Origin of the sequence: Desulfovibrio sp. SGI.230 (assembly GCF_050313065.1) — a bacterium.
GTDB lineage: Bacteria > Desulfobacterota > Desulfovibrionia > Desulfovibrionales > Desulfovibrionaceae > Desulfovibrio.
The window spans coordinates 39,832-58,975 of record NZ_JBNPKS010000011.1; the positions used below are offsets into that span (position 1 = coordinate 39,832).

The 19,144-nt window shown below is 63.9% G+C and carries 16 protein-coding genes; 6 read left to right on the plus strand and 10 right to left on the minus strand.

Annotated elements, in window-relative coordinates; genetic code table 11:
- Positions 1-205: 205 nt before the first annotated feature.
- The 10 genes from pal to ACQRAG_RS09220 form a co-directional block, all read right to left on the minus strand.
- Positions 206-673, minus strand: coding sequence for a peptidoglycan-associated lipoprotein Pal (gene pal / locus ACQRAG_RS09175; RefSeq protein WP_006009112.1), 468 nt, complete (start codon positions 671-673; stop codon positions 206-208).
- Positions 674-887: 214 nt separating this feature from the next.
- Entirely contained in the window at positions 888-2,201 is a 1,314-nt protein-coding gene (locus ACQRAG_RS09180; protein WP_168935141.1) for a PD40 domain-containing protein, read from the minus strand.
- A 25-nt stretch (positions 2,202-2,226) separates the two neighbouring features.
- A complete protein-coding gene (locus ACQRAG_RS09185) occupies positions 2,227-3,033 on the minus strand; it encodes a TonB family protein (RefSeq protein WP_204625360.1) in 807 nt (268 codons plus the stop codon).
- 165 nt (positions 3,034-3,198) lie between these two features.
- Positions 3,199-4,194, minus strand: a complete 996-nt coding sequence (gene tolA / locus ACQRAG_RS09190; protein WP_204625361.1) for a cell envelope integrity protein TolA — start codon at positions 4,192-4,194, stop codon at positions 3,199-3,201.
- Between the two features lie 6 nt (positions 4,195-4,200).
- Positions 4,201-4,656, minus strand: coding sequence for an ExbD/TolR family protein (locus ACQRAG_RS09195; protein WP_006009120.1), 456 nt, complete (start codon positions 4,654-4,656; stop codon positions 4,201-4,203).
- 1 nt (position 4,657) lies between these two features.
- Entirely contained in the window at positions 4,658-5,353 is a 696-nt protein-coding gene (locus ACQRAG_RS09200; protein WP_204625362.1) for a MotA/TolQ/ExbB proton channel family protein, read from the minus strand.
- A 238-nt stretch (positions 5,354-5,591) separates the two neighbouring features.
- Entirely contained in the window at positions 5,592-7,505 is a 1,914-nt protein-coding gene (locus ACQRAG_RS09205; protein WP_297137570.1) for a sigma 54-interacting transcriptional regulator, read from the minus strand.
- Positions 7,506-7,853: 348 nt separating this feature from the next.
- Positions 7,854-9,332: an SLC13 family permease gene (locus ACQRAG_RS09210; RefSeq protein ID WP_168935131.1), complete on the minus strand. Its 1,479-nt coding sequence runs from the start codon at positions 9,330-9,332 to the stop codon at positions 7,854-7,856.
- Between the two features lie 98 nt (positions 9,333-9,430).
- Positions 9,431-10,585 carry a sulfotransferase family protein gene (locus ACQRAG_RS09215; protein ID WP_418735981.1) on the minus strand — a complete coding sequence of 385 codons (1,155 nt, stop codon included), beginning with the start codon at positions 10,583-10,585 and terminating at the stop codon, positions 9,431-9,433.
- 47 nt (positions 10,586-10,632) lie between these two features.
- Entirely contained in the window at positions 10,633-11,382 is a 750-nt protein-coding gene (locus tag ACQRAG_RS09220; protein ID WP_329968406.1) for a sulfite exporter TauE/SafE family protein, read from the minus strand.
- A 244-nt stretch (positions 11,383-11,626) separates the two neighbouring features.
- On the opposite strand from ACQRAG_RS09220, the gene ACQRAG_RS09225 reads away from it, so the two are divergent.
- From ACQRAG_RS09225 to ACQRAG_RS09250, 6 genes are all read left to right on the plus strand, one after another.
- Positions 11,627-13,108 (plus strand): TolC family protein, encoded by a 1,482-nt coding sequence (locus ACQRAG_RS09225; protein ID WP_297137567.1) that lies wholly within the window; start codon positions 11,627-11,629, stop codon positions 13,106-13,108.
- A 10-nt stretch (positions 13,109-13,118) separates the two neighbouring features.
- Entirely contained in the window at positions 13,119-14,783 is a 1,665-nt protein-coding gene (locus ACQRAG_RS09230; RefSeq protein ID WP_006009140.1) for a ribonuclease J, read from the plus strand.
- A gap of 355 nt (positions 14,784-15,138) precedes the next feature.
- Complete coding sequence (gene hflK / locus ACQRAG_RS09235) at positions 15,139-16,299, plus strand: FtsH protease activity modulator HflK (RefSeq protein ID WP_204625363.1); 1,161 nt, start codon at positions 15,139-15,141, stop codon at positions 16,297-16,299.
- Positions 16,299-17,147 (plus strand): protease modulator HflC, encoded by an 849-nt coding sequence (hflC, locus tag ACQRAG_RS09240; RefSeq protein ID WP_204625364.1) that lies wholly within the window; start codon positions 16,299-16,301, stop codon positions 17,145-17,147. Before hflK ends, hflC begins: the two co-directional genes overlap by 1 nt.
- 7 nt (positions 17,148-17,154) lie before the next feature.
- Entirely contained in the window at positions 17,155-17,844 is a 690-nt protein-coding gene (locus ACQRAG_RS09245; RefSeq protein ID WP_204625365.1) for a LexA family transcriptional regulator, read from the plus strand.
- 1 nt (position 17,845) lies between these two features.
- Complete coding sequence (locus ACQRAG_RS09250; RefSeq protein ID WP_337629729.1) at positions 17,846-18,946, plus strand: lytic murein transglycosylase; 1,101 nt, start codon at positions 17,846-17,848, stop codon at positions 18,944-18,946.
- Positions 18,947-19,144 lie beyond the last annotated feature (198 nt).

The window sequence follows — 19,144 nt, forward strand, 5'->3', positions numbered from 1 at the left end:
CTTGCTGCGCGCACTGCAAAACGGGCAGGCAGTGTCTGCATGGCCTGTTGCCCGGACAGGCAGGGGAAGAAAAAGGGGCTGTCGCCGCTTTTTCGGGAGCAGTGTAGCCTTAGGCGTACGCCCCCGCAAGGGGCGGCCCTTGGACGGGGGGCGAAAAAAAAGGGTCGCCCCGAAGGGCGACCCTTAAAAGCCGGATGGCTGACGACTAGTGAGCGATCACGCAGAAGTCGTCGCGGCGGTTCTGGGCCCACACGCTTTCGCCGGAACCCTGCACCACGGGCTTTTCCTTGCCGTAGCTGATCATTTCCAGCTGGCCGGGGTTCACGCCCAGGCGAACCATGTAGTCATAAGCGGCGCGGGCGCGGCGTTCGCCCAGGGCCAGGTTGTATTCCTGGGTACCGCGTTCGTCGCAGTTACCTTCGATGCGCACGCGGATGCTGGGGTACTTCTTCATCAGTTCAGCCTTGGCGGTCAGCATGTCTTTGTACTGGGGCTGAATGTCGAACTTGTCGAAAGCAAACAGCACGCGACCGTCAGTGATCTGCTGGATGGCAGCACGCATTTCGGGGCTCATGTCATCGACATCGCCGGTGGCGTCCTGGGTCTTCTTGGCGCAGCCGAAACCGGCGGCGAGGGCCATAACCAGAGCAAGGATAAGAGCGTAGCGTTTCATTGTGTGTCCTCCTGAACAGCTCTAACTCCAAAAAGGTACCTTTCCTTTCTGTACACAGCGGATGGCGGTATCCCATCCGCAGAACGGATGGTATATGTGAACCAAGTTTTGTCAAGTCAGGATAGGGGGGATTCCCCTATTTTTTCCAGAAATCTGCCCGGTTTTTCCGAAAAAGCCGGGCAGGACCTCCGGATTTTACAAAATCTGCCAAAAACTACTTGCCGTCAGGCATGCCCCAGCGGGGGAAGGAGGCCGCACCGCCGCCGGTGGGCACCTTCTTGGCATCGCCGCCATGACGGGTGGTCAGATAGATGCCGCGGGAGCCGCCGCGGCTGGAGGCGAAGGCGATGAAGTAGCTGTCGCCGCAGAAGGAGGGCTGCTCGTCGCTGCCGGGGCCGAAGGTGATCTGGCGTTCCAGGCCGGTGACCATGTCCTGCACGAAGATGCGGTGGCCGTATTCGGTCATGCGGCTGTAGGTCACCAGGGTGCCGTCAGGCGAGAGGTTGGCTTCGGTATTGTAGCCGCCGTTCTTGCTGACGCGGGTGATGCTGCCGGAGCTCAGGTCCTTCATGAAGATCTGGGGGCCGCCCAGGCGCGAGGAGGTGAAGACCATCTTGGTGCCGGTCCTGTCGAAGGTGGGCGACACGTTGATGGAGTTGCCGCCTTCGAGGATGCGTTCCTTCTGGAAGCCGTGGTTCAGCAGGAAGATGACAGGGTAGCGGCCGTTGGAAAGGGCCACGGCCACCTTGTTGTCAGGCGTGAACGAAGGCCCGATGACCACGTTGCCGGGGAAGCGCACGCGCTGCACGCTGCCCTTTTTGCGGTCCCACACGCCCAGGGAGTGGGACTTTTCGTCGATATGGGTGAAGACGATGAAGCGGCCGTCCGGGGACCAGGCCGGGGACATGGCTTCGCCCTTGATGTTGGTGATCTGGCGCAGGTCGCGGCCCGTGGGCTTGACCAGCCACACGTTGGCGGACAGGCGGCCGGACTTCTTGACGAAGGCCAGGGTGGAGCGGAAGAAGGCGCCGCTGCCGGTCAGCACTTCGAGCAGGTCGGCACAGAAGCGGTCGGCCACTTCGGGCAGGTCGCTGGCGCGCACCTGGGGGTATTCCTTGCCGAACAGACGGCCGCCGGTGTTGGTCTCAAAGGCGCGGATCTGCACGGAGCTGGTGCCGCTGTCGCCGTTGGGCCAGTAGGTGGTGACCACGATGTCCGAGCCGGCCAGCTGGAAGCGCTTGAAGTCCAGGCTCGGGGGCTCGTAGCCGGGCAGCAGGGTACCGCCCAGCACGGAGGAGGCGGGCGTCAGGCGCATGAAGGGCAGGAAGCTGAGGTTCTCTTCCACCAGTTTCTGCAGTTTGGCGCCCATGCCGTTGGCCTGCTTCTGGGGGCCGGTGAGGGGGGCTGCCAGGGCAAGGTTCACGATATTCTGGCCGGGGCCGTAGATATCGACACGCATGGCGGCCTGGGCGGCGCTGCCCAGGGACAGCGTGACGGCCAGGGCCAAAAGGATGGCAAGACGTTTCATGGCGTAATGGTCCTTGTGGTGGTGTCTAGCGCACCAGAGTTAGGGTGACGTTCACAAATCTGCCCACAGCCGCGGGCGGGGGGCTGACCTTTCCTGCCCGGCGTATGCCCTGCCGGACGTATCTGTCAAGCAGCTCGCTGCCGCTGCTTTGCAGGATGCTGTAATTGAGGATCTTTCCCGAGGCGTCCGTCTCCAGGCGCACCGTGGCATAATAGGTGCCCTTGGCCAGTTCCGCGGGGATGAAGGTGGCGTTGCGCAGCTCCATGACCAGCTTGCGGAAATAGGCCGCGTGCTTGGGGCCGTAAGCGTCCTGGGCCTTCAGCGGCGTGGTCAGGGTGGCGGGCTTGGTGTCCAGCGTGACGGGCTCGCTCTTGGCCTCCGGCGCGGGGGCAGCGGCGGCAGGTGCGGCCGTGCCCGCGGCGGGCTTTGCGGCGGCTTTGCGGCGGCTGATGCCGGAAAGGTCGGCCATGTTGCCCTGCCAGAAGGTCAGGTAGACGTCCTGGCTCATGCCGTAGGGCGGCTTGCCCAGGTCGGCGGTCTTCATGACCGCGCCGCACACGGAATCATTGAGGGCCTGGCTGGCGGACTTTTCCAGATAGCCGCAGCGCTCCACCTTGCCTTCCGCGTCCACGCGCACCACGATGCGCACCTTGCCGCGGTCGGCCGGGGCGGCCCAGTTGGCCAGGATCTTTTCCATGGCCTCACCGGCATAGCCGTTGGCCACGTCCGCCGCAGCGGCGCCTGCGGCCCGTGCGTGCAGGGGCGCCAGGCACAGCATGAGCACCGGCAGCAGGCCCAGGAGGGCCGTCGGGCGGGAAAGGATTCGTTTCATGTGACCTCCACGAAGGCATATGTGCATGCCGATGCGGCTTTTATGCAGCAATGCCGTTCCAGAATGGCGCATCTTTGGGGAAAGATGGGACCTTCCCCAAAAACAGCGGGATCTCGAGACAGCAAGGCGGCCGCACCACCGGGCACGACCGCCTTGACGGACCGGTTAGCGGCCCATGAGTTCATTGAGGGTGAAGACAAGGTCCAGCTCGGTGTACTGTTCCGACGGCGGCGGCGGGAACGCCCCCGCCCGGCTGGTGCGCCAGATGGCGTTGGCCGCCGAGGAGTCGTACTGCGCGTTGCCGGAGCTTTGCGTCACGTCGACTTTTTCCACTTCGCCCTGCAGGTTGACCTTGACCCGGACCACGCAGACCAGGTTCAGGCGCGTGGCGGAAGTGAAGCTCCAGTTGGGACGCACGGCAAGCATGACCTGACCCATATAGACGTCGTTGAGGCCACCGCCGCCGGGGCCGTCGCCTTCGCCGCCACCGCCGCCGCCATCGCCGCCGGCATTGCGGCGGGCCTGGGCCAGGGCCTGTTCCACGCTGCTGCCCTTGTCCCCGGATTCGACGCGGGACGTGGCTTCGCGGCGGGCCTGGTTCATGGCCGCGGCCACGGGGTCGCCCTTGGACGGTTTGTCGGCCTTTTTGTCGGTCTTCTTGTCGTCCTTGGGCGTGGACTTTTTATCGTCCTTCTTCTTGTCGTCCTTCTTGGGCTTTTCGGGCTTCTTGTCGTCGTCCTTTTTCTTGTCCTCTTTCTTTTTCTTGTCTTTTTTGTCGGCCACGGGAGTGGCGTCCTTGGGTTCGGGCTTGGGCTTGACCTCATGCTTGGGCTCAGGCTTGCGCTCGACCTTGGGTTCGGGCTTGGCCTCCACCGGACGGGCTTTGTCCGCCGTGGGGTCGGCCTTGACCTCCGGCCGTTCGGGCGCGGCCGCGTCGGCCTTCTTGGCCGGGGGCGAGACGTCCTTGGGGCCGTCCGTGGGCTTGCCCATCTTGCCCAGGATGCTCGAGGGCGTGCGGTTGCCGCCCGGAGCGCCGTCCACCAGGCTGATCATCACCGGCGGCGTCTCCAGGTTCACCGGAGGCGAGCTGGGCCAGAACATGATCAGCAGGAAGACCGCCAGATGCAGGCAGAGGGAAAGAAGATACGAGGCCCAGTTCATCGCTGACTACTTCCCGCCTTTGGCGGCTGCCGCGGCGGCAGCGGGCGACAGGCTCTCGGAGGAATCGGCCACCACGCCGAGCTTTTCGATGCCCACGGCCTTGATGCGGCCCATGACATCCACCACCACGCCGTAGGGGACTTCCTTGTCGGCACGCAGGAAAAGGGTCTTGTTCTTTTCCTTGACCAGGGTCTGGAGGTAACCTTCCAGATCGTCCATGGTCTGGACCTCGTATTCGTCCAGGAAGATCTTGCCGTCGTGGCGGACGGTCAGCATCATGTTGTCGTTTTCGGTCGGCAGCACTTCCACCTGTTTGGTCTGGGGCAGGTCCACTTCCAGCCCCTGGCTCATCATGGGAGTGGCCACCATGAAGATGATCAGCAGCACCAGCATGACGTCCACGAAGGGCGTCACGTTGATCTCGGAGACAAAGCGGTTGTTGCCGCCCACGCTGGCGCCCATCTTACATCTCCGTGGCGCCCGTGCGCTGCACGGGGCGGTGGGCATTGAGTTCGCGCTGCACGCGGTTGAGGAACACGCCGGCAAAGTTCACCAGCAGGGTGTCCACCTGCGAGAGCTTGCCCATGAAGATGTTGAAACCGATGGTGGCGGGCACGGCCACGCCCAGACCGATGGCCGTGGCCACCAGGGCTTCGGAGATGCCGGGGGCCACCGTGGCCAGGGAGGCGGACTTGAGCATGCCGATGGAGTGGAAGGAGTGCATGATGCCCCACACCGTACCGAACAGGCCGATGAAGGGAGCCGTGTTGGCGGCGGTGGCCAGCAGGGAGAGGGAGCGCTCCAGACGGGCCATCTCGCTGGCCACGCCCTGGCGCAGGGAGCGGCGCACGTTGTCCACCACGATCTCGCTGCTGTTGCCGGCTTCCTTGGAGCGGTTGAACTCCATCACGCCCTGATGGGCCACGAAATAGAGCGGGGACGCACGGTCGGAGCCCAGGGAGAGCACGGCCTCACGCAGGCTGGGGGCCTTCTCGAACAGGTCGGTGCCCTGCAGGGCCTTGCGGTAGGCGGCGTTGAGGGCCAGGGTTTTCTGGATCATCATGCCCCAGCTGCCCACGGACATGAGCACCAGGATGCACAGCACGATCTTGGCCACGAGACTGGCCTGGCTGATCATCGAAAAGAAACTGAACTCCATGTATCACTCCTGGAGATGGAAAATGGTGTACCTGGTTGGATCCTGCACCTGCCGGACACGCCGTGGCAGGTATCGGAAAAAAGAGAAACGCCAAAGAGCCCCTGTCATCCGGCGACCCGGAAGACAACGGCTGTGCGCGGCGTTGAACCGCCCGGAGAATGCAACGTTCGCCGTCTTTTTTCAAGCGTTTTTTCTGTGTCGACGGGGAGGACGGCGGCAGGGAGCGCTGTCTCCCGCCCTAGTCCGCATCGCACATCTTGCGCCAGAGGGTATTGAGGCTGATCCCCAGGGAGCGGGCAGTGCTTTTTTTGCTGTACTGCTGGCGGACCAGTTCCTGGCGGATGATCTTCTTTTCCATGAGGCGCAGGCGCTGGCGCAGGCTGCCGCTTGCGGGCAGGTCCTGTTCCTCCCGGTTCTCGGGTACCCTGCGGGGCGAGGCCAGGATGCCCTGCGTCTGGCGCATGTCGAGCAGCAGCTCCTGCAGCAGGGGCATCTGGAAGGCATCGCTGGTGGACATCAGGCAGTAGCGGCGCAGCAATGCGTCCAGCTCGCGCACGTTGCCGGGCCAGGGATAGCTGCAAAGAAGCTCGATGGCTTCGGGGGGCATCTTTTTGTGGATCATCCCCATGCGGCGCATGATATGCCGGACCAGCAAGGTCATGTCCTGGAGGCGTTCACGCAGGGGGGGCATCTCCAGGCGCAGCAGCGTCAGGCGGTAATAAAGATCCGCCCGGAAGCGCCCTTCCCTGACCTCCTGCACGAGATCTTTCCAGGAAGAGCAGACCACGCGGGCATTGACGGTCACGGGCCTGTCTCCGCCAAGGCGGAAGATCTCGCCGCTTTCCAGAACGCGCAGGAGCCTGACTTGCACGGCGGCGCTGATGTCCGCGATCTCGTCCAGGAAGATGGTGCCGTCCTGCGCCAGTTCGAACAGGCCCTGCTTGCCGCCGCGGCGGGCGCCGGTGAACGCCCCTTCGGCATAGCCGAACAGTTCGCTCTCCAGCAGGCTTTCCGGCAGGGCGCCGCAGTTGACGGCCACGAAGGGCGCGTGGCGCCTGGGGCTGGCATTGTGGATGGCATGCGCCAGCAGTTCCTTGCCCGTCCCGCTTTCCCCGTGGATGTATATCCCCGCGTCGGACTCGGCGAAACGCTGGGCGTGTACCCGCAGGGTCCTCATGGAAGGGCTTTCGCCAAGAAGGTCGTTCAGCGTGAACTTGGCCCGCAGGCCTGCCTGGCGGGAATGCTTGAGCCGCCGTTGCAGATCCGTCAGGACAACATCGGGTGTCAGGACGCTCAGGGCTCCTTTCTGGATGCCATCGACCACGACGGCGCTGCTGGTGAAGACAAGGTCCTGGCCGTTCTCGCCTTTCAGGGTCCCTTCTGTGGGCCGTCCCGTTTCCAGGCTTTCGGCAAGGCCAAGGTGCTGCAGTGCCCAGCCGTCCCGGAGCCGATCCTGTCCCAGGGCCTGTCTGGCCACGGGATTGCTGAGGGCCAGCTTGCCCGCAGGGTCGACCCCGATGACTCCTTCATGGAGGGCATCGACCACGTCCTGGAGCCAGGCCGCGTGTTCGCGGTCACGGCGGCGGGCCTGGGCGATGTTGGACGCTTCCTCGAAGGCCCGTTCCAGGGCCTCGTTGCCCGGACAGACCACGATGCCCGGGCAGTGGTGGGCCTGCGCGATGGAGACGCAGACGCCGCCCCCCACGACGCAGCCGGCGCCCTGGGCGATGGCCTGGGTGATGCCCAGGGTCAGTTCCCGGGAGTTGGTGAAACGGATAGGCTGCAGGCGGATGTGCAGCAGGCGGGAGAACAGTTCCGACCAGGGGGGGGTGGCGTTATAGCATGTCACGGCCACATTGTCCGTATATTCGCGGGCTTCCATCAGGGCCTGCAAGATGGACATATGGCTCCGGGAGATGGTGACGACGGGTTCGTTCAGATGACGGCGCAGGAGCTTCCCGGTTCCGCCGCCGCCCAGGATCACATCCACACCCTGGTCGAACAATTGTTTGGCCACGGGCAGCGCCTCTTCCATGGTAGCCAGACGGACTTCTTCCAGCGGCCACCCATGCTCCTGGGCATAGGTCTGGACCTTTTCTGCCACCACAGCGGAGTTCGAAACGAAGGCGAAGGAAAAGGAAGTAGACAACATAATGTCTCCTGCTCCGATGGGATATGGTGCGGGCCGTCGGAATGACACCGGGCATACGGCTTCAAGAGGCAGGGGGCCCGCAAAGACAGGCGACGGACGACATCTTTCAGTATCGTCTATGCATTAGCTAGTTTTCTCATCTTTATCCATAAAATTGCCTTGGGATGTCGCGGCTGTCAATGCAGGTCCGGGACTGTCGCTCGGTACGACAGCCCCGGAGCGGCGGGGGAGGTGTGGTGTACCCCGCCGCGGGATCGGAAGGGCGGCACGGCCGCCTTGCCGAATATCTGCCGCCATGCCGGGCCCGGAAGCGAGGGAACAGGCCGGACATGGCGGGAAACATGGTCGCTACACCGGCGGCATGATGTAGAAGTCCAGACCGAGGACCACGACGGTGAACCAGAAGTAGAGGATCGTCAGCAGCACGGAGATGAGCGCCGCGATCATGCCCCAGACGAACATGGTGCGGAGGTTGGCGCCATAACCGGCCACGATGCCCTGGGCACCGGTGGCGGAAGCCACTGCGTACGACCAGCTGATGGCCGAGCCCGTCACCCAGACCCAGGGCACGGCCCCAAAGGCCAGCCCGCGCCAGTTGGCCATGGATTCGATGGCCAGGGGCACCATGACACCGGCGGCCGCGGTATCGCTGGTCACCTGGGACAGGGCGTTGGAGGCCACGCTCCAGGCCACGATGGACAGGGTGTCATTGATGCCGACCAGGGGCGTGATCCAGCTCCCGAACACCGTACCGGCGCCCGTGGTGGCCAAGATCTTGCTCAGGGCCACAGAGGCGGGCCACATGAAGAGGATGGTGATGGGGAAATGCTCGCGCAGGGCCTTGACGGACAGGATGGTCTCATCCTTGGCGTTGCGGGCGGGCCAGAACAGCATGAGCAGCGGGATGATGCAGAACAGCTGGGTCGGCTTGAGCCAGGCCCATTGGGGCCCCTTGGTGTACGGAGCGTACAGGGGCTGAAGGACGGCCAGGAGGATGGCCAGGGCGAAACCGTAGAGGGAGACCTTTTCCTCATAGGTCATGGGGCCGAGCTTTTCCAGCTCCTGCCGGTAAAACTCCTTGCTGCCGCTGAAGCGCTCCATATCCGTGTGCATGAAGTACATCATAAGGCCCACACCGGCGATGACCAGCAGGGAGACGGGCACCATGCGCAGGGTCCAGTCGATGAAATAGATGTCGTGCCCCAGGTACTTGTTGAGCAGGCCATAGGTCACCACGGACTGGCCGCCGCCCAGCGGGGTGGCCATGCCGCCCACGCTGGCGCCCCAGGCCACAGCGATGAGGATGTTCGACGCGGCCTTGGAATGCCAGCGCTGCTCATTGGTATTGAAGCCGGAGTACATCAGCGAAGCCACGGCCACGGGCGCGAACATGGCGGCCACCGTGGTGTTGCCCACCACGAAGGACGTGACGCCGCACAGGAGGAACCAGCCGGCGGTCTGGGCACGCACGCTGCCGTTGACGCGCATGAGGAAGTTCAGGGCCAGACGGCGGGCAAAGCCCCAGCGTACCCAGGCGCAGGTGATGGCAGTGGCGCCGACGATGAGGACGGCTTCACGATGCACATAGGCCTGCAGTACCTTGCCCAGCGGCATGTAGCTGTACACGCAGGCCACAAAGATGGGCACCAGGCAGGTCAGTTTGATGTCAACGACGCAGGTGATCCACCAGAAGACCATCCAGAACAGGATGCCGAAGCCGAAGCGGGATTCGATGGGGCCGAAAATGGGCATGGCCAAGGCAAGCAGCAACAGGGCCGGCCCTCCTAGGAGGTACAGCAGACGGGAAGAAGACGACGATTCAGACATGACGGGCTCCAGTCCTTATTCCGGGCGGGCCGTGTGGCCCGCCCCTCGATATCATGCCGCCCGCAGGGATCCGGGCAGACTACAGATGGCCGGGCGTCCTAAAGGACGACATCACCAACATAGCGGCGCTTGATGGAGAAGTGCTTCTTCCACTTGTCGGACGCGCGCAGGCCAATGATGTATTCCTCGTCGGGATCGCCGGCAGGGAAAACCTTGGGGGACGTGGCGGGATCCCACAGGCCCTGCTTGCGACGTTCTTCACGCTGGTCCACCAGCCAGTCATTATAGCTCTCGAAGACGATGTGGCCTTCAAAACCATCCAGGGTGGCGGCGCGGATGCGGCCGTCGAATTCCAGATATTTTTCGACCATGCGCTGGCTGGGCATCTCGGGCTCCACCGTGTTGGTATAGCCGGCTTCTTCCAGCTCCTTGCCGGCCACGGCCGCAAAGATGCGCTGGTCACGCAGGGAGAGCAGATCCTTGTGGATACCGATATACTTGTCGCTGATGGGCTTGCCCAGAGGCGCATGGTCGCGGGAAGCGCCGCGAGCCTTGCACATATCGGTCTTGTAGAAATCGAACATGCCTTCTTCGAAGTCCTCGCCCAGGAACTCGCACACGCCGCGCATGACTTTTTCCGGTTCACGCACCAGCTCTTCGTAGCGCACGTCCAGCCACAGACCTTTTTCACGCAGAGGTTCGCGCCATTCCTTGACGGCGTTCCAGCAGCGCTTCCAGGACTGGGCCGCGCAATAGATGTTGGTGGGGCCAAAGGAGGATTCCATGTAGTCTACGCTGGCGTCACGGCCGTCCCGGGTGATGTAGATGAACTGGGCATTGGGGAAATCGTGGTGCATGGGGCCCACGAAGTAGAGGTTGTGCGGCGTTTTTTCGCCCCAGCGGGGCTTGTTCACATACTGGGCAAAACGCATGTGCATACCTGCGTACAGACCGGCAAAGCTGCGTTCGGGGGCCAGCTCGATGACTTCATCGACGATGGTACGGGGGTTGACCTTCATCCCCCAGAAAGGAGTCTTGAGGCCAAAGACCATCTCCTGGGCCAGAGTGCGGAAGTTGGCTTCGACGGACAGGTCGCCGTAGGTGTGCAGATAGGGGTAGAAGCGGGGATAGTACCAGACCACTTCCGGAACGGCGATGCGGGAATGGCAACCCAGCAGGGCCATGACCAGGGTCGTGCCGGAGCGTTCGGCACCAATCATGAAGATGGGACGTTCTTGGAGGTTGAGAGGCATGGTTTTTCTCCTTGTTGGGGATTTTTTGACGTTGGGGGTCTTTTCGATCAGGCCTGCAGCAGGGCGCGGACGAAGATGAATGCGCCCACGACGATGCAGACGACAGAAACCATTTTTTTCAGGATGCCGGACGAGACGCTGTGGGCCAGCTTCGCGCCGGCCACGACACCGGCGAGCTCGGCCACCGTGACCAGAAGCGCCATGTGCAGGTCGACGAAACCGTTGGCGAAGTTGCTGATGGAGCCGGAAGTGGCAGCCGTGATCTGGATGACCTGGCTGGTGGCGATGGAGGTGAGGGGGGTGAATCCCAGGATGACCATGAGGGGCACGGACAGCACGGGGCCGCCCACGCCGGTCAGGCCCGAGCCGAATCCCACGGTGGCGCCGATGAGCAGCAGTTGCAGACGCTGCCGGCCGTCACCGGGGCGGTAGGTGATGGTGCCGCCTTTGGCGGGGAACAGGGCATAGATGCCCGCGAAGATGATGATGCACCCCAGGATGAGGTTGAGGATCCAGGCCGGTGCGATGGCGTTGGCCAGGGCCCCGGGGTAGCCGCCCACAAGACCGCCTATGCAGACGGGTATGGTGATGCCCCAGTGGATGCTGCCGTGTTTGCAGTACAGCCAGGTACCCAGAAGCCCGGTAAAGATGAAGCTGAACAGGGACGTGGCCATGGCCGCATGGGTCGTCAGGCCGCCAAGGCCGCTCAGGGCGGGGATCAGCAGGATGCCGCCCACGCCTACTGTTCCGATGAGGCCGCCGACGATGAGGGCGACGGCCAGGAGGATAATGATCATGGCTTGCTCCGATGTGATGTTGTTCACAAGCTGAGCAAGCAGCGTGCCAAAGAAAAAATAATATTTAATATATTGTTTTTATTATGTCTTTTTCTGCATATGGGCCGGGCTGCCGCAATGCGTTTTTTGCAAAAAAGAGGTGAAACGATCGAAATGTGGAGTGTTGCGGACAAAAGGCCGCTATCCCGCGCCGCCCTTGCCCAGGCCGCCGACAAGCGCATTGCAAGCCCGCCGGTGAGGGTGTATGCTGCGACCTATGTTGATGAAAAGCTTTTCTTCCTTCCGGGGACGCTGTGTCCGGCATCTGGGCACGGCGGTCTTGTGCGTGGTCCTGCTGGGGTCTTCCCAGACTTCTTTTGCCGCGTCCGCCGGCCGGCAGGATGCCGTTGCCCGGCAGCCCGTCTATAGCGGCCAGCGCTCGGCCGAGACGGCGGACAGGCCCGTGGCGGGCAAGAGCATCGGCATGTCCGATGCCGTGGAGCATGCCCTGCGCTTCAACCCCGGCCTGGGGGCGCAGGAAGCCGAGAGCCGTTCCTCCGAAGAAGGGCGAAAATCCGCGCGCGGTGCCTTCGGTCCGCGCCTGGGCGTGAGCTATTCCGCCACCAAGACCGAGAGCAAGCGTGATCCTTCCGCCACCATGGGCACCAAGAACCCCAAGATGGGCGTCTACAGCTGGGGCATCGAAGTGACCCAGCCCATCTTCCAGGGCTTCCGCCTGCTCTCCACCTACCAGAAGGCCGCCCTGCAGGCCGACAGCGACAAGGCCTCGCTGCGCAAGGCCGAGCTGGACATGACCGAGCAGGTGCAGACGGCGTTCCTGGAATACCTGAAAGCCGGTGAGAACACCCGCAGCATGCGCGACAGCCTGACCCGCCTGCGCGAACAGCTGCGCATCGCCCAGGCCTATTTCGAAGTGGGCCTGAGCCCCCGTCTGGACGTGCTCCAGGCCGAGGTGGACGTGAGCGAGGCCGAGAGCCTGCTCATCGAGGCCGAGAACACCCAGGCCACCGCCCTGGCCAGGCTCAATACCCTGCTGGGCTTCGACGCCACGGCCGTCAATACCTATACCGGTACGCTCAAGGAAGTGGGCTTCCGCTATACGCTGGAGCAGTGTCTGGAGCTGGCCTACCGCCAGCGCCCCGACCTGTATGTGGCCCAGAAGGCCGTGGAGATCGCCCGCAAGAGCCAGAAGGAAGTGCAGAGCGACTACTATCCCCAGATCGAGGGCTATTACAGCATGACGCAGAGCGGCAATACGCCCGGCATGCAGCGTTCCGGCGAGAACGGCTCGCACGTCACCAACTGGGAAGTGGGGGCGCAGGCCACCTGGAACGTGTTCGAATGGGGCACCACCTACTATGCCGACAAGCAGGCCGGCTGGCAGGTGACCAAGATGCGTTACGAGCAGGAGAACCTCAAGCTGGAAGTGGGCTACGACATCAAGTCCAAGTATCTGGCCGTGCAGGAGGCCCGCAAGCGCATCGCCGTGGCCCAGAACAGCGTGGCGCAGGCCACGGAGGCCTATAACGTGGCCCTGGCCCGTTACCACGAACATGTGGGCACCAACTTCGACGTACTGGACGCCTCGGCCAATCTCACTTCGGCCCAGTCCTCTTTGACCGGTGCCAAGGCCGACTACCTGACGGCCCTTTCCCAGATCTATGTAGCCATGGGCGAATATCATCCCGACCTGCTGCGGGAAGGTGGCGCCGCCAGAAGAAAATAGACGGTCCCGTATGAGTGATTCTGAACAATTTTTGACAGTGACCCCCCTGGGTGGTCTGGGGGAGATCGGTCTCAACTGCCAGCTGTGGGAGACTTCCGCGGGCGTGGTCATGGTGGACTGCGGCCTGATGTTCCCGGATGATTTCCATTTGGGCGTGGACGTGGTCATCCCGCATTTCGGCGCGGTGAGCGCCGTGCGCGACAAATTGCTGGGCATCGTCCTGACCCACGGCCACGAAGACCACATCGGCGCCCTGCCGTGGCTGGTGCCCCAGCTGCGCGGCACGCGCATCTACGGCTCCTATTTCACCCTGGCCCTGGTGGAGCACAAACTCAGGGAGCACGAGCTGCTGGACTGGGTGGAGCTGTGCCCGGTGGAGCCCGGTGACCAGGTGGCCCTGGGCGACATGACCTTCCATTTTTTCCCCGTGTGCCATTCCATCCCCGAAGGTTTCGGCTTGGGCGTGGAGACGCCCGTGGGCCGCATCGTCCACAGCGGGGACTTCAAGATCGATCCCCAGCCCCTGGCCGGCAGCGGCACGGATCTGGCGACATTTCGCGACTTCGCCGGGCCGGAGGGCGCGCGCCTGCTGTTCTCCGATTCCACCAATGTAGAGCGCGACGGCCGTTCCCTTACCGAAAGGGCCGTCATGGAGTCCCTGGGCAAGGTCTTCGACGAGGCCCCGGGCCGCATCGTGGTGACGCTGTTCTCCAGCCACATCCAGCGCATCCAGGAAGTCTTCGACCTGGCGCGCGAGCGCGGGCGCACCGTGGTCATCAGCGGCAAGTCTCTGGCCAACAATATCGAGATGGCCCGCGATCTGGGCATCGCCAAGCTGCCGCCCAGCTTTTTCAACGCCCATAACGGCGTGCCCGATCTGCCCGACGAGCAGCTGGTGCTGGTGGTGACCGGCGCCCAGGGCGAACCGTTGTCCGCGCTGTCGCGCATGGTGCTGGGCGGCCACCGCCAGCTCAGCATCCGCAAGGGCGACACCGTGGTCATGAGCTCGCGCATGATCCCCGGCAACGTCAAGGCCGTGTCGCGCCTCATCAACGAGATGTATCGCCTGGGGGCCACGGTCCTGTACGAGAGCGTGCGGGCCATCCACGCCTCGGGCCACGCCCACCGTGACGAATTGCGCGAACTGCTGGGCGCGGTGCGGCCTGAATATTTCGTGCCCGTACACGGGGAGTACCGCCATCTGTTCAAGCACGGGCAGCTGGCGCGCGAGTGCGGCGTCAAGCCCGACAACGTGGTCCTGCTGGAGGACGGCTGTCCCCTGACCCTGCTGCCGGACGGCATCCGTCTGGAGCCGCCCGTGCCGGTGGAATGCACGCTGGTGGACGGCAAGGGCGTGGGCGACGTGGGCTCGGCCGTGCTGCGCGAGCGCCGCATCCTCGGCGACGAGGGCATGGTCATCGTGGTGCTGGTGCTGGATGCCGAGACCGGCAGCGTGCTGCACGGGCCGGAGATGTTCTCCAAGGGCTTCGTGTTCGAGCAGCACTACAGCCATGTGCTGGAAGATGCCAAATGCCTGGTGCTGGACGAGATCGAATCCGTCCGCCCCGGCCAGCTCACCCGTCTGCAGGAAGGCATCCGGGCCTCGCTGCGGCGCTTTTTCCGCCGGGTCCTGGAACGTGATCCGGTGGTCGTCCCCATCGTCAGCGAGGTATGACTCTTTTGAATCTTTACAGGAATGAACAGAGGAGTGGTGCCGCCGCGGCCCTGTTTTACTTTTTTTGGCATGATGCGGAAAGGCGGGCATGCTGACAGAGGACAGGTATTTCTTGCCATAATGCCTGTCTTTTGCGCCCGGTCGTCAAGAAAGACCGTTCGCCTTGACCACAGTGACGTATCAACTTAATATTTGTAGCCTTTACCGTGCGCGTCAGGCCTGTCCCGCAGGATGAGCGGGCTTCCGGCAGGATGGTTCCTGCCGCGGGCAACGGCGTACGGGCCGGACATTCCGGCTGTGATCGCCGGTCCTAAGGCGTTCTTTAACCCCATTCAGCAAAAGGGATGTCCTCCACATGACTTGGGATTGGGATAAATTGCAGGAAAAACGGCAACGGCAGCAGGGGCAGCGCCCCTCCCGTCCGCTCTTCGGTGATGATGATAACGACACTCAGGACGAGCAGCCCCGGCGCGCCCGGCGTTCGCCTTCCGGCAACGGGGGCGACGGTAACGGCTTCGACGGCAGGAATGCCCTGAAAAAGCTTTCCGGCATGAAGATGCCGGGCGGCATGGTGATCTGGCTGGTACTGGGCCTGGTGGGCCTGTGGCTCTTGTCGGGCATCTATATCGTCAACCCTGACGAGGAGGGCGTGGTGCTGCGCTTCGGCAAGTACGACCGCACCGAAGGCCCCGGCCCCCATTACGCGCTGCCCGCTCCCATCGAGACCGTCTACAAACCCCAGGTGACCCAGGTGCTGCGCTGCGAGGTGGGCTTCCGCTCCACCGGGCAGGCCACCACCTTCCGCCAGGGCGAGCTGCGCAGCGTGCCCAAGGAAGCCTCCATGCTCACCGGTGACGAGAACATCGTCAACGTCCAGTTCAGCGTGCAGTACAAGATCAGCGACGCGGTCAAGTACCTGTTCAACATCAGCGACCCCACCAATCTGGTGCGTAACGCCGCCGAGGCCGCCATGCGCGAGGTCATCGGCAACAGCCTCATCGACTCGGCCATCACCGACGGCAAGCTGAAGATCCAGAGCGACGCCACGGTGCTGCTCCAGGAGGTCCTGGACCGCTACGAGGCCGGTATCCAGGTGCTGGCCGTACAGATGCAGGACGTGCATCCGCCGCAGGAAGTGAGCGATGCCTTCAAGGACGTGGCCAGTGCCCGCGAAGACAAGAGCCGCATCATCAACGAGGCGGAAGCCTACCGCAACGCCCTGCTGCCGCAGGCCCGCGGTGAGGCCGCGGCCATCCTCAACAAGGCCGAAGCCTACCGGGTGGCGCGCCTGCAGCAGGCCGAAGGCGAGTCCCGCCGTTTCGACGCGCTGCGCCAGGAATACGAAAAGGCTCCCGACGTGACCCGCCAGCGCCTGTATTACGAAACCATGGAAGAGATCCTGGCCGCTTCCAAGGACAAGACCCTGCTGGACAGCGGGGTCTCCGGCAAGGTGCTGCCGCATATGCCTCTTCCGGGTACGCCCGCTTTCGGCGTCCTGCCCTCGGAGAAGAAATAATGACCAAGAATCCCCTCCTTTACGGTGTCCTGCTGCTGGTGCTGGCCGTTTTCGTGACCCAGTGCTGCTTCACCGTGCACCAGACCCAGCAGGCCCTGGTGCTCCAGCTGGGCGATCCTCTGCCCGAGATCTACCGGCCCGGCCTGCACTTCAAGCTGCCCTTCATCCAGAAGGTCGTCTATTTCGACGCCCGTGTGCTCGACTACGCCGCCAGCTCGCGCGAGGCCTTCACCGTGGACAAGAAGACCATCGTGCTGGACAACTACGCCCGCTGGCGCATCAGCGATCCCCTGCAGTTCTACCGCACCATGCGTACCATCCCCGGTGCGCAGGCCCGCCTGGACGACGTGGTCTATTCGCAGCTGCGGGCCCTGGTGGGCGCCTACACCCTGACCGAGGTGGTCTCCAAGGAGCGCGCCACCATCATGACCCGCGTGACGGAAAAGGTCTCCGACCTCATGAAGCCCTACGGGGTGGAGGTCCTGGACGTGCGCATCAAGCGCACCGACCTGCCCACGGAGAACCAGCGCTCCATTTTTGACCGCATGCGGGCCGAGCGTGAGCGCCAGGCCAAGCAGTACCGTTCCGAAGGCCAGGAAGAGGCCACGCGCATCCGTTCCGATGCCGACCGCCAGAAGGCCCTCATCCTTGCCGAGGCCAACCGTGAGGCCCAGGTGCTTTACGGTCAGGGCGATGCCCAGGCGGCCGCCGTCTACGCCGCGGCCTACGGCAAGTCGCCGGAATTCTATTCCTATCAGCGCTGGCTCGACGCCCTGCGCAAGTCCTTCAAGGAGAACAGCAAGATGGTGCTGGGCAGCCGGGTGCCCTTGCTGGATCTGCAGAAGTAGGTGGACCATGGGCTTTACGGAAATCTACGAACGCATCAAGCTGGCCACCAACTGCCGTACCCAGGTGGAGCTGGCGGAACTGCTCAACATCCGCCAGTCCAGCATCTCGGACGCCAAGCGCCGTGATTCTGTGCCGGGCGACTGGTACATGAAGCTCTTCGAGCGTTTTGGCCTCAACCCCGACTGGCTCAAGTACGGGGTGGGGCCCCTCTATCTGCGTACGGAAAAAGGTTATTGCCCCCAGGAAGCCCCCCAGGCCCTGGCCGAGACCGTGGCCTGCTACGGAGACGACTTTACCCGGTCCACCGTGGTGGACGTTTATGACATGGCCTGTATCTATACGGACGAAGCCCCCAGACCCGCCTTGTCCGTTTCCGGAAGGGTCCCCCTGCCGCAGGCCTTCCTGCGGCCCTCGCTGCAGGTGCTGCGTCTGCGCGGCCAGGCCATGGAGCCCTTGCTGCGCGAAGGTGCCTACATCGGGGTGGACATGGAGGATCTGGCTCCTGTCTCCGGCAGGACCTACGCCCTGTTCGCCCCGCTGGAAGGCGTGGTGGTCCGCCAGGTGTTTCTGGACGGCCCGCAGCAGGGCTATGTCCTGAGGGCCCAGTCCCCGGATTACCCCGAAACGTTCCTGGATGCCGCCCTGTTGCAGCGCCGCATGCTGGGACGTGTGGTCTGGACTTTTCAGGAGGTTTAGCATGAGCATCTCCATCAGGGACGGACACGGGGCCCTGCGCCTTGTCCTGTGTGCCCTGTTCTGCCTGTTGCTGGCTGCCTGCGGCGGCAAGGAGCCCGTGGATGACGTGGTGGCCGGCGGCACCGTGATCCTGGAGCCGCCGTCCGCGGATGGCGGCGGCGATGACGGCATCAGGGAGCGTTCCCTCGGGCCTTCCCCCGCGGCTCCGGCTGCGGTGACGCCCGTGGCGTCCCCCGCGCCCAGGACCACCGCACGCCCGTCCGCTCCGGCCGTGGCCCCCGTGTGGCAGGATCTGTCGCGCCGCCTGGCTGCCGACGGCATCTCCGGGCCCAAGGTGGACGCCCTGCTGGCGGGCCTGCCCGCCACGCCCACCCAGTCGCCCATGGGCCGCAAGATCAAGGCCCTCTACAATCGCAAGTTCTTTCCCGCGCCGCCTTCGGACAAGCCGCAGGCGCAGTATTACAAGGGCGTGGTCACGGACGCCAACGCGCGTCTGTGCCGCCAGTTCATCACGGCCAACAGCAAGGCCTTCCGTCAGGCGGAACAGCGCTACGGCGTCCCTTCGTCCATCGCGGCGTCCCTGCTGTTCGTGGAGACCCGCCTCGGCAAGGTGCTGGGCGATACCTCGGAGAACGCCTTCTACACCCTGGCCAGCATGGCCGTGAGCCGGACGCCGGAGAGCATCAGCGACTGGCTGCCGCAGCTGCGCGACCATGAGCGGCACATGGACTGGATCGCCGAGACCATGCCCAAGCGTGCGGACTGGGCCTACAAGGAGACCAGGGCCCTGGTGGAGCACATGCTGCGCGACCGCGTGCCGCCGGAACATCTGCCCGGTTCCATCTACGGCGCCGTGGGCCTGTGCCAGTTCATGCCGTCCAATATCGCTACCTACGGTGCGGACGGTGACGGCGACGGCCGTGTGGACCTGTTCACCGTGCCCGATGCCGTGGCCAGCCTTTCCCACTATCTTGCCCGGCACGGCTGGAAGGCCGGGCTTTCCCGCGAGCGCCAGCATGCCCTGCTGATGCGCTACAACCACTCCACGGTCTACGCCAACACCATCATGGCTCTGGCTGACCGTGTCGCCGCTCTGAAGTGAGTCACGGGACGGCAGGTCCTCCTGCCGTCCTTTTTTGACAGGTCGCGCCCCTGGCCACGGATCGTTCCGGCGGTCCTGCCGGGGAGTGCACGCGCCTGCGCCTTCCTTCCTCCTTTCCGGGGCCTTCGGTGCTCCGCAGATCCCTATCCCCCGTTCCTGACATCCTGCTGACGCGCCCCGTGTTGAGTTGTGAACGGT

What these genes read in the sequence shown, in the direction of transcription:
- hflK (WP_204625363.1), top strand. Translation starts at nt 15,139, where the DNA reads ATGACTTGGGATTGGGATAAATTGCAGGAAAAACGGCAACGGCAGCAG.
- ACQRAG_RS09245 (WP_204625365.1), top strand. Translation starts at nt 17,155, where the DNA reads ATGGGCTTTACGGAAATCTACGAACGCATCAAGCTGGCCACCAACTGC.
- tolA (WP_204625361.1), bottom strand. Translation starts at nt 4,194, where the DNA reads ATGAACTGGGCCTCGTATCTTCTTTCCCTCTGCCTGCATCTGGCGGTC.
- ACQRAG_RS09180 (WP_168935141.1), bottom strand. Translation starts at nt 2,201, where the DNA reads ATGAAACGTCTTGCCATCCTTTTGGCCCTGGCCGTCACGCTGTCCCTG.
- pal (WP_006009112.1), bottom strand. Translation starts at nt 673, where the DNA reads ATGAAACGCTACGCTCTTATCCTTGCTCTGGTTATGGCCCTCGCCGCC.
- ACQRAG_RS09205 (WP_297137570.1), bottom strand. Translation starts at nt 7,505, where the DNA reads ATGTTGTCTACTTCCTTTTCCTTCGCCTTCGTTTCGAACTCCGCTGTG.
- ACQRAG_RS09210 (WP_168935131.1), bottom strand. Translation starts at nt 9,332, where the DNA reads ATGTCTGAATCGTCGTCTTCTTCCCGTCTGCTGTACCTCCTAGGAGGG.
- ACQRAG_RS09200 (WP_204625362.1), bottom strand. Translation starts at nt 5,353, where the DNA reads ATGGAGTTCAGTTTCTTTTCGATGATCAGCCAGGCCAGTCTCGTGGCC.
- hflC (WP_204625364.1), top strand. Translation starts at nt 16,299, where the DNA reads ATGACCAAGAATCCCCTCCTTTACGGTGTCCTGCTGCTGGTGCTGGCC.
- ACQRAG_RS09195 (WP_006009120.1), bottom strand. Translation starts at nt 4,656, where the DNA reads ATGGGCGCCAGCGTGGGCGGCAACAACCGCTTTGTCTCCGAGATCAAC.
- ACQRAG_RS09250 (WP_337629729.1), top strand. Translation starts at nt 17,846, where the DNA reads ATGAGCATCTCCATCAGGGACGGACACGGGGCCCTGCGCCTTGTCCTG.
- ACQRAG_RS09220 (WP_329968406.1), bottom strand. Translation starts at nt 11,382, where the DNA reads ATGATCATTATCCTCCTGGCCGTCGCCCTCATCGTCGGCGGCCTCATC.
- ACQRAG_RS09215 (WP_418735981.1), bottom strand. Translation starts at nt 10,585, where the DNA reads ATGCCTCTCAACCTCCAAGAACGTCCCATCTTCATGATTGGTGCCGAA.
- ACQRAG_RS09225 (WP_297137567.1), top strand. Translation starts at nt 11,627, where the DNA reads ATGCTGCGACCTATGTTGATGAAAAGCTTTTCTTCCTTCCGGGGACGC.
- ACQRAG_RS09230 (WP_006009140.1), top strand. Translation starts at nt 13,119, where the DNA reads ATGAGTGATTCTGAACAATTTTTGACAGTGACCCCCCTGGGTGGTCTG.
- ACQRAG_RS09185 (WP_204625360.1), bottom strand. Translation starts at nt 3,033, where the DNA reads ATGAAACGAATCCTTTCCCGCCCGACGGCCCTCCTGGGCCTGCTGCCG.